At 62.3% G+C, this 16,502-nt stretch carries 18 protein-coding genes; 11 read left to right on the forward strand and 7 right to left on the reverse strand.

Features of this window, described 5'->3' with window-relative positions; all coding sequences use genetic code 11:
• Positions 1-102: 102 nt before the first annotated feature.
• Entirely contained in the window at positions 103-1,485 is a 1,383-nt protein-coding gene (gene chrA / locus ACWPVA_RS12665; RefSeq protein ID WP_454288029.1) for a chromate efflux transporter, read from the reverse strand.
• A gap of 181 nt (positions 1,486-1,666) precedes the next feature.
• Here chrA and groES point away from each other — a divergent pair, with 181 nt between their 5' ends.
• The 4 genes from groES to ACWPVA_RS12685 all read left to right on the forward strand — a co-directional run bounded on the left by groES (position 1,667) and on the right by ACWPVA_RS12685 (position 5,665).
• On the forward strand, positions 1,667-1,963 hold the full coding sequence (gene groES / locus ACWPVA_RS12670; protein WP_115671528.1) for a co-chaperone GroES: 297 nt from the start codon (positions 1,667-1,669) through the stop codon (positions 1,961-1,963).
• A gap of 66 nt (positions 1,964-2,029) precedes the next feature.
• Positions 2,030-3,670 carry a chaperonin GroEL gene (gene groL / locus ACWPVA_RS12675; RefSeq protein WP_454288030.1) on the forward strand — a complete coding sequence of 547 codons (1,641 nt, stop codon included), beginning with the start codon at positions 2,030-2,032 and terminating at the stop codon, positions 3,668-3,670.
• A gap of 916 nt (positions 3,671-4,586) precedes the next feature.
• A complete protein-coding gene (locus ACWPVA_RS12680) occupies positions 4,587-5,030 on the forward strand; it encodes a hypothetical protein (protein ID WP_454288031.1) in 444 nt (147 codons plus the stop codon).
• Positions 5,031-5,221: 191 nt separating this feature from the next.
• Positions 5,222-5,665 (forward strand): DoxX family protein, encoded by a 444-nt coding sequence (locus ACWPVA_RS12685; protein WP_454288032.1) that lies wholly within the window; start codon positions 5,222-5,224, stop codon positions 5,663-5,665.
• 57 nt (positions 5,666-5,722) lie between these two features.
• Here the strand turns inward: ACWPVA_RS12685 and ACWPVA_RS12690 are convergent, their stop codons facing one another.
• The 4 genes from ACWPVA_RS12690 to hisS form a co-directional block, all read right to left on the reverse strand.
• Positions 5,723-6,328: a class I SAM-dependent DNA methyltransferase gene (locus ACWPVA_RS12690; RefSeq protein WP_454288033.1), complete on the reverse strand. Its 606-nt coding sequence runs from the start codon at positions 6,326-6,328 to the stop codon at positions 5,723-5,725.
• Complete coding sequence (gene hisG, locus ACWPVA_RS12695) at positions 6,325-7,020, reverse strand: ATP phosphoribosyltransferase (protein ID WP_454288034.1); 696 nt, start codon at positions 7,018-7,020, stop codon at positions 6,325-6,327. Before hisG ends, ACWPVA_RS12690 begins: the two co-directional genes overlap by 4 nt.
• Positions 7,017-8,138 (reverse strand): ATP phosphoribosyltransferase regulatory subunit, encoded by a 1,122-nt coding sequence (locus tag ACWPVA_RS12700; RefSeq protein ID WP_454288035.1) that lies wholly within the window; start codon positions 8,136-8,138, stop codon positions 7,017-7,019. Before ACWPVA_RS12700 ends, hisG begins: the two co-directional genes overlap by 4 nt.
• 252 nt (positions 8,139-8,390) lie before the next feature.
• Positions 8,391-9,986, reverse strand: a complete 1,596-nt coding sequence (hisS, locus tag ACWPVA_RS12705; protein WP_454288036.1) for a histidine--tRNA ligase — start codon at positions 9,984-9,986, stop codon at positions 8,391-8,393.
• 193 nt (positions 9,987-10,179) lie between these two features.
• Here hisS and ACWPVA_RS12710 point away from each other — a divergent pair, with 193 nt between their 5' ends.
• The 4 genes from ACWPVA_RS12710 to ACWPVA_RS12725 all read left to right on the forward strand — a co-directional run bounded on the left by ACWPVA_RS12710 (position 10,180) and on the right by ACWPVA_RS12725 (position 12,584).
• Positions 10,180-10,587 carry a hypothetical protein gene (locus ACWPVA_RS12710; protein ID WP_454288037.1) on the forward strand — a complete coding sequence of 136 codons (408 nt, stop codon included), beginning with the start codon at positions 10,180-10,182 and terminating at the stop codon, positions 10,585-10,587.
• A gap of 83 nt (positions 10,588-10,670) precedes the next feature.
• Positions 10,671-11,030, forward strand: a complete 360-nt coding sequence (gene copM, locus ACWPVA_RS12715; RefSeq protein WP_454288038.1) for a CopM family metallochaperone — start codon at positions 10,671-10,673, stop codon at positions 11,028-11,030.
• A gap of 165 nt (positions 11,031-11,195) precedes the next feature.
• Entirely contained in the window at positions 11,196-11,912 is a 717-nt protein-coding gene (locus ACWPVA_RS12720; RefSeq protein ID WP_454288039.1) for an HAD family hydrolase, read from the forward strand.
• A 3-nt stretch (positions 11,913-11,915) separates the two neighbouring features.
• Complete coding sequence (locus ACWPVA_RS12725) at positions 11,916-12,584, forward strand: DNA-3-methyladenine glycosylase I (protein WP_454288040.1); 669 nt, start codon at positions 11,916-11,918, stop codon at positions 12,582-12,584.
• Between the two features lie 9 nt (positions 12,585-12,593).
• On the opposite strand, the gene ACWPVA_RS12730 is transcribed toward ACWPVA_RS12725, so the two are convergent.
• Positions 12,594-13,223, reverse strand: coding sequence for a DNA-3-methyladenine glycosylase I (locus tag ACWPVA_RS12730; RefSeq protein WP_454288041.1), 630 nt, complete (start codon positions 13,221-13,223; stop codon positions 12,594-12,596).
• Positions 13,224-13,430: 207 nt separating this feature from the next.
• Between ACWPVA_RS12730 and ACWPVA_RS12735 the strand changes: the two genes are divergently transcribed.
• The 3 genes from ACWPVA_RS12735 to ACWPVA_RS12745 all read left to right on the forward strand — a co-directional run bounded on the left by ACWPVA_RS12735 (position 13,431) and on the right by ACWPVA_RS12745 (position 15,934).
• The gene (locus ACWPVA_RS12735; RefSeq protein ID WP_454288042.1) at positions 13,431-14,186 is read left to right on the forward strand and encodes a L,D-transpeptidase; all 756 of its coding nucleotides are present in this window, start codon (positions 13,431-13,433) and stop codon (positions 14,184-14,186) included.
• Between the two features lie 133 nt (positions 14,187-14,319).
• A complete protein-coding gene (locus tag ACWPVA_RS12740) occupies positions 14,320-15,006 on the forward strand; it encodes a L,D-transpeptidase (RefSeq protein ID WP_454288043.1) in 687 nt (228 codons plus the stop codon).
• Positions 15,007-15,286: 280 nt separating this feature from the next.
• Entirely contained in the window at positions 15,287-15,934 is a 648-nt protein-coding gene (locus tag ACWPVA_RS12745; RefSeq protein WP_454289586.1) for an outer membrane protein, read from the forward strand.
• A gap of 19 nt (positions 15,935-15,953) precedes the next feature.
• Here ACWPVA_RS12745 and ACWPVA_RS12750 read toward each other — a convergent pair whose 3' ends face one another.
• Positions 15,954-16,421: a hypothetical protein gene (locus ACWPVA_RS12750; protein WP_454288044.1), complete on the reverse strand. Its 468-nt coding sequence runs from the start codon at positions 16,419-16,421 to the stop codon at positions 15,954-15,956.
• Positions 16,422-16,502: the final 81 nt, after the last annotated feature.

A 16,502-nucleotide genomic window follows, 5' to 3' on the forward strand; every position in this document is an offset into this window, starting at 1 on the left:
TTCCTGACTGTAAAAATGCAAGGGCTGACATTGCAAAGGAATACCGGGAAGGCAAGGGCCTTTGCCGGCTCCGGTTGAAAATTGCCGGGGAAGCGCCGGGCATCACACCAGCAGACGATAGCCGAGGCCGAGGGCGGCTGCGACCAGCAGGGTCCGACCCATTCCCTGCCTGAGGACGAAAATCATGAAGCCCGATAGCACGGCAAGCACGAGGGCCGCGCCGTCCAGCGTCGCCGGATCCGGCAGCGGCAGCGATAGCGAGAACCAAGGCGCAGTTCCGCCTTCCTCGCCCGCGGCGGAGGGCCAGAGTGTCCAACGGTCGACCCTTTCAAACAGCACGTGTAGGGCGAACCAGACGGCGAGATTGAGGATGACGCCGACCACGGCCGCAGTGATCGCCGAAAGCGCCGCCGTGATCATGCGGTTGCCGCGCAGCCGCTCGACATAGGGCGCGCCGGCAAAGATCCAGACGAAGCTCGGCACGAAGGTCGCCCAGGCGGCGAGCAGCCCGCCAAAGATGCCCCCAAGGAAAGGCGGCATGCCGCCGGCCTCGCGGAAGCCGGCAAGGAAGCCGACATAGGAGAGCACCAGCACAAGAGGACCGGGCGTTGTTTCGGCGAGCGCCAGCCCGTCGAGCATTTCGCCCGGTTTCAGCCAGTGGTACTGCTCGACGGCCACCTGCGCGACATAGGCCAGCACCGCATAGGCGCCGCCGAAGGTGACCAGCGCCATGCGGGAGAAAAAGGCGAAGACCTCGGCAAAGCCGCCATCGGCAGCGAACAGCCAGAGAGGAAGCAGCGGCGCCTGCCAGACGATCAGCCAGAAGCCGAGCGTGAGAAACGTGCCGGCAAGGGGTGGGGACGCCGCCCTGTTGCCTGAAACGCCGGCACCTGCCGGGACCCGTGTCCCATCGCGCGCCATGGCCCACGCCTCGGCCAGGCCCGCGAGCCCGGCGAAAAGCACGACAAGCGGAAAGGGCAGCGTAAAAGCGAACAAGGCCAGGAAGGCGGCCAGGGCGACGAGCCGGTGGAAGCGCGTCTTCAGCGCCCGCCGGCCGATGCGCACCACCGCCTCGACGACAATGGCCAGGATCGCGGCCTTCAGCCCGAAGAACAGACCGGCGACCCAGCCGACGTCCTGATAGTAGGCATAAAACGTCGACAACCCGAGAATGACGGCAAGGCCCGGCAGGACGAAAAGCAGGCCGGCGACCATGCCGCCGCGCACGCCGTGCGTCAGCCAGCCGATATAGGTGGCGAGCTGCTGGGCTTCCGGCCCGGGCAGCAGCATGCAGAAGTTCAACGCATGCAGGAAGCGGTCCTCGGATACCCAGCGCTTTTCATCGACGCAGATGCGGTGCATCAGGGCGATCTGGGCCGCCGGGCCGCCGAAGCTCATCAGCCCGACATGGCCAAAGGCACGTACCAATTCGGAAAACGATGCTTGCCCGGTGTCTTGCGGGCGTTCGCGCGACGGCTCTGTCATAAGGTCTATCATACGGCCGTGTTAACGATGGTCGATGAAATATTTTCGACAGGGCGCGCTTGACTCGCTCATGGCCCGTCCTTATCTCAAGCTCGCTAGCACTCACCAAGGGAGAGTGCTAATAATATCCACGCAGGTCCTTCGCGGACCTGCCCATGTCATTTGATCGAGGGATTAGACAATGGCAAGCACCAATTTCCGTCCGCTTCACGACCGCGTCGTCGTGCGCCGCATCGAGGCCGAAGAAAAGACCAAGGGCGGCATCATCATTCCTGATACCGCCAAGGAAAAGCCCGCTGAAGGCGAAATCGTCGCTGTCGGCTCGGGCGTTCGCGACGACCACGGCAAGATCGTTCCGCTCGACGTCAAGGTCGGCGACCGCGTCCTGTTCGGCAAGTGGTCGGGCACCGAAGTCAAGCTCGACGGCGTAGACCTTCTGATCATGAAGGAAGCCGACATCATGGGCGTCATCGGCTGATTGAGCCGGTCACCTCTTCCCAAAATCAACAATTCACCAATGGGCTAAGCCCCGGGAGTTTTGAAAATGGCACCTAAAGAAATCAAGTTCGGCCGTACTGCGCGCGAAAAGATGCTGCGCGGCGTCGACATTCTCGCTGACGCAGTGAAGGTAACGCTCGGTCCGAAGGGCCGCAACGTCATCATCGACAAGTCCTTCGGCGCTCCGCGCATCACCAAGGACGGCGTTTCGGTCGCCAAGGAAATCGAACTGGAAGACAAGTTCGAGAACATGGGCGCCCAGATGGTCCGCGAAGTTGCTTCGAAGACCAACGACATCGCCGGCGACGGCACCACGACGGCAACCGTTCTGGCCCAGGCCATCGTTCGCGAAGGCAACAAGGCCGTTGCTGCCGGCATGAACCCGATGGACCTGAAGCGCGGCATCGACCTCGCTGTGTCGGAAGTCGTCAAGGATCTCCAGGCCAAGGCCAAGAAGATCAACACTTCGGAAGAAGTCGCCCAGGTCGGCACGATCTCCGCCAACGGCGAAACCTCGATCGGCCAGCAGATCGCTGAAGCGATGCAGAAGGTCGGCAACGAAGGCGTCATCACCGTCGAAGAAGCCAAGACCGCCGAAACCGAACTCGAAGTCGTCGAAGGCATGCAGTTCGACCGCGGCTACCTGTCGCCCTACTTCGTCACCAACCCGGAAAAGATGGTCGCCGATCTCGACGACGCCTACATCCTCCTGCACGAGAAGAAGCTTTCGAACCTCCAGGCCATGCTGCCGGTTCTCGAAGCCGTCGTTCAGTCCGGCAAGCCGCTCGTCATCATCGCTGAAGACGTCGAGGGCGAAGCTCTTGCGACCCTCGTCGTCAACAAGCTGCGTGGCGGCCTGAAGATCGCCGCCGTCAAGGCGCCGGGCTTCGGCGATCGCCGCAAGGCCATGCTGGAAGACATCGCCATCCTCACCGGCGGCACCGTCATCTCCGAAGATCTTGGCATCAAGCTCGAAAATGTCACGCTCGACATGCTCGGCCGCGCCAAGAAGGTCTCGATCACCAAGGAAAACACCACGATAGTCGACGGTGCCGGCCAGAAGTCGGACATTGAAGGCCGCGTTGCCCAGATCAAGGCCCAGATCGAGGAAACCACCTCCGACTACGACCGCGAAAAGCTGCAGGAACGTCTTGCCAAGCTCGCTGGCGGCGTTGCCGTGATCCGCGTCGGCGGTTCGACGGAAATCGAAGTCAAGGAAAAGAAGGACCGCATCGACGACGCGCTCAACGCGACGCGCGCTGCCGTTCAGGAAGGCATCGTAGCGGGCGGTGGCGTTGCTCTGCTCCGTTCGTCGGTCAAGATCACGGTCAAGGGTGTCAACCAGGACCAGGAAGCCGGCATCAACATCGTTCGTCGCGCCCTGCAGGCTCCTTGCCGCCAGATCGCCGAAAACGCTGGTGACGAGGCCTCCATCGTTGTCGGCAAGATCCTCGACAAGGATCAGGACAACTGGGGTTACAATGCCCAGACCGGCGAATATGGCGACATGATCGCCATGGGTATCGTCGACCCGGTCAAGGTCGTTCGCACCGCCCTTCAGGACGCAGCTTCGGTTGCCGGCCTGCTGGTCACCACCGAAGCCATGATCGCCGAACTTCCGAAGAAGGAAGCTGCTGGCGGCATGCCAGGCGGCATGGGCGGCATGGGCGGCATGGACATGATGTGATAGGCGCCAGCCTGTCGCAGCATGGTCCATAAAAGCCGCCCATCATCTCAGATGGTTCAGCGCGTCAAGCGCGCTGAACGGGCGGCATGGACATGATGTGATAGGCGTCAGCCTGTCCAACTGATCCAACCGGTTCAGTCTTACGGAAAGGGCGGTCTTCGGATCGCCCTTTTTCGCGTGCCCCTCACCGCTCTGGCGATGCGCTCACAGAAGCGGAGAGCGAACTCCGTGCCGGAGACAAGCGATGACTTATGCAACCCCACGTCACCTCAGCCTATCCGTTCAAATGCACATTCGGAGATGTTAATGAAACTTCCGATTTACTTTTGTACCGCGAATCTGTTTCTTTGATATGCTGCAAGGGTGGACTTGACAGTGCTTCGCCGCAAAGGGGCTGTTGGACGATTGGGGCCCGGAACACCGTTTTTCACGTCTCGCAGAGGATAATCCGGACGGTCGCACACTTCGTGAAGCATGCCACCGACAATAATGCCCCTAATTCGACAGGGGCCGCATTGCACCGCAACGCGGATATTTGCGTTGTTGAAAAAATACTCCGGAACGCGAAAAATCGCATTGCGGACTGCGTGAAATATTTATAACGGTTCGGCGGGTGAATGAAATACCAGGGTGATTGCTACGGGGGTGGCACTACCACTGGTAATTGGCCGCCGAGCCGGACATCTGGGGGGAATGGGGTGGTTGTAACCTATGCGCGAAGCGCCTACTCTACAGCATACGTTGTGTTTAGTTGACAATACTTAGCGTCCTGTTCCGATCTCGAGCGCCTGTCGCTGGCAATCGGAAAGGCAAGGATCGCGAAAGAATGTGAAGACGACGGGCGCCTTGGTGCGACCGAAACTGAAACTGATTCGAGAGCGACAACACGTATATCGGCACACGCCGGGGGACCACCTTGTTCAAGATTGCCAGAGCCAGTCTAGCATCGGTCAGCACGGGATTTCCCGAGGCTGAGAATGGCGTAAGCGATGTCTTCGCCCAATTGACTGTTTCGGAGGGCTGGGTTGGCGACCTCTCGAACGGCGTGATCAAGCTCGGAGAGCGGGCAACACTGCTGCACGGACTGAATAGCCCTGAATGCGGCCTGCTCAGCATGATGCGTTGCTACGACGCCAACGATCGCGCCCATATTCTGGAGCTGTTCGAGCAGGCCGCCACCTCGTCCTCGCACTTCTGCTATTCGACGACCATCGGCCTGCCCAACGGCCATCGCCAGCCGGTCTTCTGCATTGGCGAATCCGACGGGCTAGAACAGGCGAGTGCGGGCAGCATGCTCGGCATCTTTGTCTTTCCGCGCTTCAAGCTGGCCGCCTCGGCGACGCTGCGCGCGCTTTCCTGAGCCGTCGCATCGCTTTGGCCGTCCCTCCCGGTGGAAATGCCGCCACGGCGCGCTCATCGTTTCCTTTTGCTGAACGATCAGTCAAGGATCGTCTATCTATCGCGCACAGCGAAGAGGTGAGACAACCGCTCCAGAAAATTCAACCAGCAGCGCACCGGGCCAACCCAGAAGCCCATGCGCAGGAGCCGAACATGTCCAGCAGCAATAACGCCCTTATCCTTGTCGCCCGCGTCCTTCTCTCCTTCATCTTCATCTATTCCGGTTTCGGCAAGCTGCTCGACCCGGCCGGAACCGCCGGCATGATCGCCGGCGCCGGCCTGCCCGCAGCAACCGCACTCGCCTATCTCGCCGGCCTGTTCGAACTGGTCGCGGGCCTGTTCGTCCTCGTCGGTTTCCAGACCAAGATCACCGGCTGGCTGCTTGCGCTCTTCTGCGTATTCACCGGCGTCGTCTTCCACGGCTCGGCGATCAATGTGCCGGATTTCCCGGCTGCCGCAAACGGCTGGCTGACCGTGCTGAACCAGATCATGATGATGAAGAACATCACGCTGGCCGGCGCCTACATCCTGCTCGCCACCTTCGGCCCGGGCGCCTATTCGCTCGACGCCCGCCGCGGCGTGGCCGTCGCCGCCTGAGGCAATTCCCGATCCCTGCCCCAGAACCGTCGGAGCGATCCGGCGGTTTTTTCGTGTTCAGGCGATGGCGCGCGCCAGCCAGACGGTCGCGCCGCCGCAGGCCGGGTCCTCGGCGACATGCGCGACCACCTCAAAACCATGCTCGTACAGCAGGCGACGGTATTCGTCGGGATCGAGGCTCGCATGATAGAGCGGCTCGCCCTCGAACGTGCCGATCGCCACGCCCTCGCCTGGTCCCGACGTGAACATCAGCGCCGCGCCGGGGGCGGCATGGTCGGCGAACAGCGCGAACATGCGCCGTTGTTCGTCCATGGTCAGGTGGAAGAAACTGTGCCAGGCGATCAGGCCGGCGAAACGGCGGCCAAGCGATAGGCGGCGCATGTCGGCCACGTGCCATTCGCCCGAGGGAAGCCGGAAGCGGCAAAGATCAATCAGGCTCGGCGAACCGTCGACCCCGGTCAGTGCGAAACCGCGCCCGACAAGGTCCGCGGCGATCGGCTCGCCCGAGCCACAGCCGATGTCGAGGATCGCGCCGCCCGGCGGCAGTAGCGCCACGAACCGGTCGAGCCAGGGCTTTTCGAACAGTTGCTTGCCACGGATGCGGTCGAAGCTGAGCGCGTGGCGCTCGTAGAGGCCGAGAATGGCATCGGCCTCCTCGTTCACAGCGCGCCTCTCACCGCCTCGACGATCCTTGCCACCAGCGGGTCGGCATCATGGCCCGGCTTTCTGGCTCGCACTAGGCAGGCCTCGGACTTGAGGATGACACCGTCGGAGAGGATCTTCAGGTGATTGGCCTTGAGCGTCGAGCCGGTCGAGGTGATGTCGACGATGATGTCGGCCTGGCCGGCAGCGGGCGCCCCTTCCGTCGCGCCGAGGCTTTCGACGATGCGGTAGAGCTGGATGCCATGCTGGCTGGAGAAGAACTGCTGGGTGAGACGCCAGTATTTCGTCGCGATCGCCAGGCGGCGGCCGTGGCGGGTGCGGAACTCGGCGGCCACGTCGCCAAGGTCGGCCATGGTATCGACGTCGAGCCAGATTTCCGGAACGGCGACGACGACATCGGCATGGCCGAAGCCGAGGCGAGCGCAGATTTCGACGCGCTTGTCGGCCTCTGCCAGCCCCTCGCGGATCAGGTCTTCGCCGGTCACGCCGAAATCGACCGTGCCGGCGCCGATCTCGCGGGCGATTTCAGATGCCGACAGAAAGGCGATCTCGATGTCGTCCATGCCTTCGACGCGACCGCGATAGGAGCGGTCATTGCCGACGGCGACGATCTTCATGCCGGCGCGTTCGAACACGGCCTGGCAATCGTCCTTCATCCGGCCCTTGGAGGGCAGCCCGATGGTGATGGTCATTGCGCGCCCCTCGCAGTTTCGATGCGGTCGAGCCAAAGCGAGAAGCCGACGGCCGGAATGTGGTTTTCGGCGCCGAGCAGGGTCAGCAGACGGTCGAAGCGGCCGCCGCCGGCCAGCACCGCCGGCTCGCCCTTGACCCCGATCTCGTAGACGAGGCCGGTATAGTAGTCGAGCGGACGGCCGAAGGCGGCGCGATAATTGATCCGGGCAAGATCGAGGCCAATATTGGCAAGGGCGGCAACCCGCTCGTCGAAGCGCGACAGCGCCGGCCCGAGCTTCAGCCCCGCCGCATCGGCAAAGCCGGCGAGTGCCGCGGAAGCTTCCGACAGCGGCAGTTCGAGCGAGAGAAACTCGCGCAGCAGCAGCAGGGCCGCGCCGTCGAGCCGGGTCTCGGCCAGTTCCAGCTTTTCCTTGAGGCGCCTGGCGATTTCGGTCGGCGAGCGGCTGGCATTGGTGGAATAGCCGGTGGCCTGCATGGTCTCGTCGATCCGGGCGATCAGCGCCCAGTCGCGGCCGCTCGACACCATTTCGACGATCTCCGGATCGAGGCCCTGCACCGGATTGGGGCTGCCAAGCCTCCTCAACAGCTGGTCGATCTGTTCGGGATTGCCGAAAGCCTGGATCAGCCGCTTCTGCCAGCCGGCGGGCAGGCCGAGCGCCTGGACCACCGCCTCGAACACCGCCTGATCGCCGAGCGTCACGACCAGCGTGCGGCCGGGCAGCAAACGGGAGAGAATGGCGTGGGCATCGCCGATGGCGCGGGCGTCGGCGCTGGCAATTCCGGTATCGCCGAGATCCTCGATGCCGGCCTGGTAGAATTCATTGGCGCCGTCGCGGCGCTGGCGGAACACCTCACCGAGATAGGCATAGCGCTTCGGCGTGCCGGTCGCGGTCTCGATATGGCGCAGGCAGACGGGAATGGTGAACTCCGGACGCAGGCAGAGGCTTGCCCCCCGCTCGTTCTCGGTCATGAAGATGCGGCGGCGCAGGTCCTCGCCGGCCATGTCGAGAAACGGCTCGGCCGGCTGGATCACCGGCGTGTCGACCCTCTCCGTCGCGCGGGCGGCGAACTCGTCGAGAAGGGTGCCGGCGAAGTCGGGCATGTTGATCAGGGGCATGGGACGGCTCCGGCGGTAGAGGAAGAATACCCCCTCTGGGCTGCCGGCGTTCGGCACTGCAATCGATTCACTGGACCGATTGCTCGCCTGCGCCGACCGTACCTCACCCCCCACAAGGGGGGAGAAAACTCGGGGCAGATGCCCGCTCCACCAGCCCAACTCTGCAGGGAGGCTGTCCTCGACAAAGGCGCCATGCGCCGCCCGGCCCCCTCCCCCTTGTGGGGAGGATTGGGGAGGGGAGAAGCGACAATCTCAGACATCGGCCTGCTTCGCCCGCCGGCGATCTTCCGCCTGGGCCTCGAGGATCTCCCTGACCTTGGCGACCAGTTCCGCTTCCGACACCACCTCTTGCGCGACGCGGGCCTCGCGCCATTCGGCATTGTCGGTGATCTCGCCGGAAAGCCGCTTGCCCTCGATCAGGTCCTTGATCTGCACCACGCCTTGCGCACGCTCGTCGCCGCCCTGGATGATGGCGATGGGCGAGCCGCGGCGGTCGGCATATTTCAGCTGGTTGCCGAACTTCTTCCAGTTGCCCTGGTACATCTCGGCGCGGATGCCTTCGTTGCGCAGCGCCTGCGTGAAGCGCTGGTAGCGGCCCACGCTCTCGACATCGCCGTCCATGACGGTGACGAGCACTGGCGCCAGAACCTCGTCCGCGCCAAGCTTGCCGAGGTTCTTTAGCGCCGTCATCAGGCGCGAGACGCCGATGGAGAAGCCCGTGGCCGGAACCGGCTGGCCCATGAAGCGCGAAACGAGACCATCATAACGCCCGCCGCCGCCGACCGAGCCGAACACGACCTTTTCGCCCTTTTCGTTGGTGACGTCGAAGGTCAGTTCGGCTTCATAGACGGGGCCGGTGTAGTATTCGAGGCCGCGGACGCATGAGGGGTCGATCTTGATGCGGTCGCCCATATAACCGGCGGCTTCAACCAGTTCTCGAATCTGATTAAGTTCTCGCAAACCGTCCATGTAAGCCGCCGACTTAGAGATTCTTACCTCATTGAAAGTTAGCGTATCCGGCTGCTTCCATAGCAGGCCACCCTTGGCGTTTTCCAAGCCCGGCAATGTCTGGTCAGGACGATTGACCGTCACCGAAGATGGATCGAGAAACTCAATCACAACATCGATTGCGGCGGCACCAAGTTCTGCACCCTTGGTGAAATCTCCGCTTTCATCCTTGCGTCCCTTGCCGAGCAGAAGGCGAACTCCGTCCGTTCCGAATTTATCGAGCTTGTCCATGGCTCGAAGAACCATCAAACGGCGATTCATACTATCGTCTCCAACCAGCCCGATAGCATCAAGCAATCCATCCAGCACCTTGCGGTTGTTCACCCGGATGACGTAGTCGCCACGCTTGATGCCAAGCGCTTCCATCGTATCGGCCATCATCATGCACATCTCGGCATCCGACTGGACGCCCGGTGCGCCAACCGAATCCGCGTCGAACTGCATAAACTGGCGGAAGCGGCCGGGGCCGGGCTTCTCGTTGCGGAAGACATAGCCGGCGCGATAGGTGCGGTAGGGCAGCTGGATCTCGTTGAAATTCTCCGCGACATGGCGGGCGAGCGGCGCGGTGAGGTCGTAGCGCAGCGACATCCACTGCTCGTCGTCGTCCATCAGCGAGAAGACGCCCTCGTTCGGCCGGTCGGCATCGGGCAGGAACTTGCCCAGCGCATCGGTATATTCGAACAGCGGCGTCTCAACCGGGTCGAAACCGTAGCGCTCGTAGACTTCGCGGATCTTCGCCGTCATCTCGTTGACCGCACGAATGTCGGCCGCCTCGCGATCGACGAAGCCGCGCGGCAGGCGGGCTCTCAGTTTCTGCGGCTTCTTGGTCTTTTCGCTCATGATGCGGGCACCGGATTTCTTCGTTTTGAAATGTGTCGGTGTCTTAGAGGATCAGGGTTTTGGCGGCAAGGGCGAAGGCTGGAAGGCGGGCCGAACGGTTGGCATATTCTTGCACCAAACGAGGCGAAGGCAGAGCAAGGCCCTCCACACGGCACATCAAGAACCCGGCACCGGCCTTGCTTTCACCGAATTCATGGCTACCTTCAACGCCATGAAGCTGCTGGTTCGAACCCTCCTTGTCCTTGCGGCGCTGGCCTATGGCGTCATGCCGTTGACCGGCGTGGCGGCAATGGTCCCGGCATCTGCGGGCGCGATACCGGCAAGCGCTGCCGCCGGACCGGCCGCAAGCGGCCACGCGCTACATGTCCATGGAATGCAGACGGAGGCCAAGGCAGTCGCGGATAGCGCTCAGGCGGACGTAGATTGCCCGCATCCAGGAAAGTCGGACCGGGGCCTGCACTGCGCCGCCTGCCTGACATTGCCGGCCGCACTCCAGTTTGCGATTTTCGACAACCAGCCACGCGCTGCGGAAGCTCCATCAATCACCGTCGCCTTTGCTTCGTGGCTGTCTGCGCCTCTCGATCCCCCTCCCCGCATCTGACCGCGCCAAGATGTCACGACGCGCGACGCAAGCCCGGCCTGCGAAGCGCAATCATTCTGCAACGTCAGCAAGGGAAATACCCTATGTTTTTCAAATCCATCATCACAGCATCCATGCTGCTTCTTTCCACCGCCGCATTCGCCCAGGACGCAACCGACCATAGCGGCCACGTCGCGGGCATGGACATGAGCCCGTCAAGTGTCGCCTTCGCCGAGGCCAATGCAAAAATGCACGAGGACATGGCGATCGAATATTCCGGCGATGCCGATGCCGACTTCGTGCGCGGCATGATCCCCCATCACCAGGGCGCGATCGACATGGCGAAGATCCAGCTGCAGTACGGCAAGGATCCGGAAATCCGCAAGCTCGCCGAAGAGGTCATCAAGGCCCAGGAAGGCGAGATCGCCATGATGAAGGAATGGCTGGCCAAACACGGTCAGTAACGCCGGCCAAAGCGCGTGGGTCGGGGACAGGGCTGTCCGGTTCCCGACCCGCCGCAAGCGGTGCCAGCGACAAACCATTGCGCAGGACGGGCACGCCGCCGCCTTTCCCTCGCCAGTCTGACGCGCTAGTTCTATGCTGTCTGGCGACAGAAGAACGAGGCTTGCATGAGTATCCGCCCACTCACCGTGATCGGCTTCGACGCCGATGACACGCTCTGGCAGAACGAGCAGTTCTACCGGCTGACGGAGGAACATTTCCGCAGCCTGCTCGTCGATTTTGCCGAGGGCGAGCACATTTCGCAGCGCCTGCTGGAGGCGGAAAAGCGCAACCTTGCGCACTACGGTTTCGGCATCAAGGGCTTTACCCTGTCGATGATCGAGACGGCGCTGGAAGTCACAGAGGGGCGCGTGCCGACGAAGATCATTGGCGAAATCCTGGCGATCGGCCGCGAACTGTTGACCCATCCCGTCGAAACCATGCCGCATGCCCGCGATGCGCTGGAAGCGCTCGCCGGCGACTATTATCTGGTGCTGATCACCAAGGGCGACCTGTTCGACCAGGAGCGCAAGCTCGCCCAGTCGGGGCTCGGCGATTATTTCGACGCCGTGGAAATCGTCTCGGACAAGTCGGCCACCACCTATCGGCGCATCTTCGGCAAGACCGCCGACGGGCCGGAACGGGCGATGATGATCGGCAATTCGCTGAAATCAGACGTCGTTCCGGCGATCGCCACCGGCGCCTGGGGTGTGTTCGTGCCGCATGAACTCACCTGGATCCTGGAGCGCGTGGAAAAACCGACGGAGGCCCCGCGCTTCCGCGAAATCGCCCATCTCGGCGAACTGCTTCCGCTCATCGACGAAATCGGCCGCCAGGTGGAGTGAGAGATGCGTTCATTCGACGAGATCTGGAAAATTGCCGCCGAGCGCAAGGGAGGCGATACGGCTGTCGAAGATGTCCTGCAATATCCGAAGTCAAAGGAGGAAATCGCGGAGACACCCGATGACCGGCTGCTATCGCTCATGACCAAATGCATCTTCCAGTCCGGCTTCAACTGGAAGGTGGTGGAGGCCATGTGGCCCGGCTTCGAGGCCGCCTTCGACGGTTTCGACATTGGCCATTGCGCCATGCTGCACGAGGAGGATTTCGAACGGCTCGTATCCGACACCCGGATCGTGCGGCACGGGCCGAAAATCAAGTCCGTGCAGGAAAATGCCGTCCTTCTTTCGGAGCTTGCGCGCGAGCACGGCAGCGCGGCGGCTTTCTTCGCCGACTGGCCCGCCGAATATTATACCGGCCTTCTCGACCTGCTGAGAAAGCGCGGCTCGCGGCTCGGCGGCAATACCGGCCAATATTTCCTGCGCTTTGCCGGGATCGACAGCTTCATCCTGTCGCACAGCGTGGTGAACCGTCTGATCGTCGAGGGCATCGTCGCCAAGGTGCCCACCTCCGCCAAGGACAGGGCGGCGGTTCAGGCGGCATTCAATACCTGGCGGGCGCAGTCCGGCCGCTCGCTCACCGAGATCAGCCGCGTGCTGGGGATCAGCATCGACTGAGCATTGGCTTCACGGCCGAACGAAGCCCGCCCTTTCTTCCTCAACCAACGACCGGCAGCAGCAGCCCTCGAGGTGGTCGTTGATCAGGCCCATGGCTTGCATGAAGGCATAGACGGTGGTTGGTCCGACAAAAGACCAGCCACGCTTCTTCAGATCCTTCGACAGGCGCGCAGAGGTCGGCGAGGTTGGGTTCGCCCTCAGCGTCGCATAGTCCAACCTCGCCGGGCGTTCCTTGGGCTTGGGCTCAAAGCTCCAGAAATAGCGAGCGAGCGAGCCGAATTCCGATTGCAGATCGACGGCGTGGCGGGCGTTGTTGATGGTCGAGACGATCTTGCCGCGGTGGCGCACGATGCCGGTATCGGCAAGGCAGCGCGCGATCTCGTCGTCCCCGAACAGGGCGACCTGATGGAAATCGAAGCCGGCGAAGGCGGCGCGAAAATTCTCGCGCTTCCGAAGGATCGTCAGCCAGGAGAGACCCGCCTGGAAGCCTTCGAGGCAGATCTTCTCGAACAGACGGCGATCGTCCGTGACGGGCCGGCCCCATTCCTCGTCGTGGTAGCGGCGATAGTCCGCGAGCCCGCCATGCCAGAAGCAGCGCTCCAATCCATCCTCGCCGGTGATCAAACCGGTCTTTTCCATGGTCTCTGATTCCCCCGTTCGTTCGGCGCCCCCGTTTACCATTTGTTCACTGTTTTTCCAAACGTGGCGCTAACCCTGCTGAAAGGTTTACGCGGTCTAGGGCATTTTCGTGAACGGACATTTACCAATTGTCGCGACGCGGCTGGCACGATCGGACCAACAGGCCATAGAGGCTTGCCCGTTCGGTCCCATGTAGCGAGTTGTCCGATGTTCGAGAAATCCACCTTGCTGGCCGCGCTGATCGGCCTGTCCGTCGCCCTTCCCGTTGTCCAGCCCGCCCAGGCGAGCGACCGCTATAAGAGCCGTCCGCCGGTGGTCATCAGCCCCGATCTGGCCGCCCCTTGGGTCCTGCAGCTCGGTGGCGCCCAGCGTCCTGCTCTTCAGGCTCCACGTGCCACGCAGCCACAGGTCCGCACCTACCAGCGCCAGGTCCAGCGCCGCGCACCAGAAGCCGCGCTCGTCAAGCCGGTGGCCGCGCGGCCGAACAAGCCGGCCCGCACCCAGATCGATCCGGTCTACCTGCCGCAGACGGTAGCCTACGAGACGCCACACAAGCCCGGCACGATCGTCATCGATACCAACAACCGCTTCCTCTATCTCGTCGCCGGCAATGGCCAAGCACGACGCTATGGCGTCGGTGTCGGCAAGCCGGGCTTCGAATGGGCAGGCAAGCACAAGGTCACCGCCAAGAGGGAATGGCCGGACTGGACGCCGCCGAGCGAGATGATCGCCCGCGAAGCGGCAAAGGGTCACTATCTTCCCGCCCGCATGGAGGGCGGTCCGCAGAACCCGCTCGGCGCCCGCGCCATGTATCTCGGCTCCACCCTCTATCGTATCCACGGGACGAATGCGCCCTGGACGATCGGCAGCGCCGTATCCTCGGGCTGTATTCGCATGCGCAACGAAGATGTGGTCGATCTATATGAGCGCGTCGATGTCGGCGCTACCGTTGTCGTCATGTAGAGCCGGCGGTTCTTCTTGCCGGGCCAAGTCTCGGCGAGGTAGCCATAATATTTAATCGCGATGATGCTGGGGGACTTGCATCGGGACGGGAGTTGGCTAGTCTCACATCCCTTATGATTTGGGGGATTCCACAATGAAGAAATACCTGGCCGTATTCGCGGCCGCATCGATCGCCCTCAGCAGCTTCGCAGCACCGGCGTCGGCCGGGGCCATGGGCGCCAACCACCTGGCCGCTCCCGGCGATGTCACGCTCATTTCGCAGCAGAAAAAGCAGGTAGCGGACAAGTTCAAGCGCCGCGTCGTACGGCTGATCACCGACGAGAAGCCGGGGACGATCATCATCGATACCAACAACAAGTTCCTCTACTATGTCGAGGGCAAGAACCGCGCGACCCGTTACGGCGTCGGTGTGGGCCGCGACGGCTTCGGTTGGTCGGGCGTCGTAAAGATCGGACGCAAGGCCGAGTGGCCGGAATGGCGCCCGCCGGCGGAAATGCGCCGCCGCGAAGCCGCCAAGGGTCATATGCTGCCGGTCGTCCAGAAGGGCGGTGTCGACAATCCGCTCGGCGCGCGCGCCATGTATCTCTACAAGGGCGGCCGGGACACGATCTTCCGCATTCACGGCACCAATCAGCCCTGGACCATCGGCCTCAACATGTCGTCGGGCTGCATCCGCATGATGAACAAGGACGTCGAGCATCTCTACGATCGCGCCGGTGTCGGCTCCAAGGTCATTGTCATCGGTCCGGGCAACCGCCAGGGCCAGGTCAGCTTCCAGGACAAGGGCATCGACATCCTGCGCACCATGTTCGGCGGCTGATTGCCGGAACACGCATTTGATCAGGCGCGGAAGCGACGGCTCCCGCGCCTTTCTTGTGCGGGCCGCCGCGATGAACTCTGCTATTCGCAACCGCTACCGCGCCGGCGCGAAGCGCAAAGACGCCGCCAATTTGGCGATCGCCAGGAAATTGCACCCAGTTTTGGTCATTCCGAAAACGGTGATGCAAATAGGAAACAGACTTGGTCGCGCAAATCGCTTACAAGGCTATCGAACATAACCAGATTCGCGGAACGAAATCATGAACACCAAACTTCGCATCATGCTCAGCACCGGTATCGCGGCAGGCATTCTCGCGCTGTCCGCCCCGTTGGCCAATGCCGAGATGGCGATCTCCGTTTACGGCGGTTTCCAGTCGGCTCCGCACAGTGACATCGAAGTATCGGACCAACCCGATTTCACCGCCGGCTGGGAAGGCCGCTCCTTCGAGATGCCGCCTTATTACGGCGTGCGTGGCACCTGGTGGATGGAGGAGCTCGGCCAGCCGAACCTCGGCGTGTCGCTCGATTTCACCCACGCCAAGGTCTACGCCGACGACGACACACTTGCCAAATCGACTTGGGATCACTTCGAATTCTCCGACGGCATCAATCTTCTGACGCTGAACGCGCTCTACCGCATGCCGATCGAAGGCACGAAGTTCGTGCCCTATGCCGGCTTGGGCGCAGGTATCAACGTGCCGCATGTCGAAGTGACGCGTGCCTCGGGCACAACTTCCGAATACCAGTTCGGCGGCGCCACGCTACAGGCCCAGGTCGGTGTCGCCTACCAGTTCAACGACAACTGGTCGGCCTTCATGGAATACAAGGGCAACTACTCCTGGGTTGACGTGGACATCGATAGCGGCGCAACGCTCAAGACAAGCATCTTGACCAACGCCATCAACGCGGGCGTCAGCTTCCACTGGTAAACCCTGGGCGGAGCGGAGCCTATTTGATCTCGCAGAAAATCGGGGCCTCGTGCGACAGGATCACCTCGTGCGGGGCTTTTTTGCGCTTGTCGGCATTGCTGATCGTCAGCACATAGCGGCCGTCGAACCGGTCGCGGTCCTTGGCAACTGATTTGGTGGTGATCGACAGTTCGAAGGTCTGGAACGGGCGGGCGTCGCGCGTGTCGGTATAGACTTGCAGCCGCAATTCGTCGCCGTCCATCCAGGCTTGCTTCAACATCGCCGCTGTGAGCTTGAGGTTATCGAAGACCGCCGGCACCTCGTCGCCGACGATGTCGGCCATGCCGCGGAAATGCACGAGCCGCTTGCCGTCACGGGCGGCGAACCCGCTTTCGATCGACATTTTCACGGCCTGATCGGAGGCCGCGCAATAGATGCGGGCCGCTGCATCTGCCGGCACAGTGCTTGCGCTCAACATCGCGGCGACGATGATTGCCTTGCGGGACATCGGTTTCCTCCTCCACGGACCCTTCGGACACTATTGCAGGAAGCACTTTATCAGCGGCCTCTTAATGGATTGCCACTGGCT

Source organism: Rhizobium arsenicireducens, from assembly GCF_964021225.1.

Bases quoted from the DNA above. Each gene is read 5' to 3' on its own strand.
- chrA (WP_454288029.1), bottom strand. From the start codon at position 1,485: ATGACAGAGCCGTCGCGCGAACGCCCGCAAGACACCGGGCAAGCATCG.
- groES (WP_115671528.1), top strand. From the start codon at position 1,667: ATGGCAAGCACCAATTTCCGTCCGCTTCACGACCGCGTCGTCGTGCGC.
- groL (WP_454288030.1), top strand. From the start codon at position 2,030: ATGGCACCTAAAGAAATCAAGTTCGGCCGTACTGCGCGCGAAAAGATG.
- ACWPVA_RS12685 (WP_454288032.1), top strand. From the start codon at position 5,222: ATGTCCAGCAGCAATAACGCCCTTATCCTTGTCGCCCGCGTCCTTCTC.
- hisG (WP_454288034.1), bottom strand. From the start codon at position 7,020: ATGACCATCACCATCGGGCTGCCCTCCAAGGGCCGGATGAAGGACGAT.
- ACWPVA_RS12700 (WP_454288035.1), bottom strand. From the start codon at position 8,138: ATGCCCCTGATCAACATGCCCGACTTCGCCGGCACCCTTCTCGACGAG.
- hisS (WP_454288036.1), bottom strand. From the start codon at position 9,986: ATGAGCGAAAAGACCAAGAAGCCGCAGAAACTGAGAGCCCGCCTGCCG.
- ACWPVA_RS12710 (WP_454288037.1), top strand. From the start codon at position 10,180: ATGGCTACCTTCAACGCCATGAAGCTGCTGGTTCGAACCCTCCTTGTC.
- copM (WP_454288038.1), top strand. From the start codon at position 10,671: ATGTTTTTCAAATCCATCATCACAGCATCCATGCTGCTTCTTTCCACC.
- ACWPVA_RS12720 (WP_454288039.1), top strand. From the start codon at position 11,196: ATGAGTATCCGCCCACTCACCGTGATCGGCTTCGACGCCGATGACACG.
- ACWPVA_RS12725 (WP_454288040.1), top strand. From the start codon at position 11,916: ATGCGTTCATTCGACGAGATCTGGAAAATTGCCGCCGAGCGCAAGGGA.
- ACWPVA_RS12730 (WP_454288041.1), bottom strand. From the start codon at position 13,223: ATGGAAAAGACCGGTTTGATCACCGGCGAGGATGGATTGGAGCGCTGC.
- ACWPVA_RS12735 (WP_454288042.1), top strand. From the start codon at position 13,431: ATGTTCGAGAAATCCACCTTGCTGGCCGCGCTGATCGGCCTGTCCGTC.
- ACWPVA_RS12740 (WP_454288043.1), top strand. From the start codon at position 14,320: ATGAAGAAATACCTGGCCGTATTCGCGGCCGCATCGATCGCCCTCAGC.
- ACWPVA_RS12745 (WP_454289586.1), top strand. From the start codon at position 15,287: ATGCTCAGCACCGGTATCGCGGCAGGCATTCTCGCGCTGTCCGCCCCG.
- ACWPVA_RS12750 (WP_454288044.1), bottom strand. From the start codon at position 16,421: ATGTCCCGCAAGGCAATCATCGTCGCCGCGATGTTGAGCGCAAGCACT.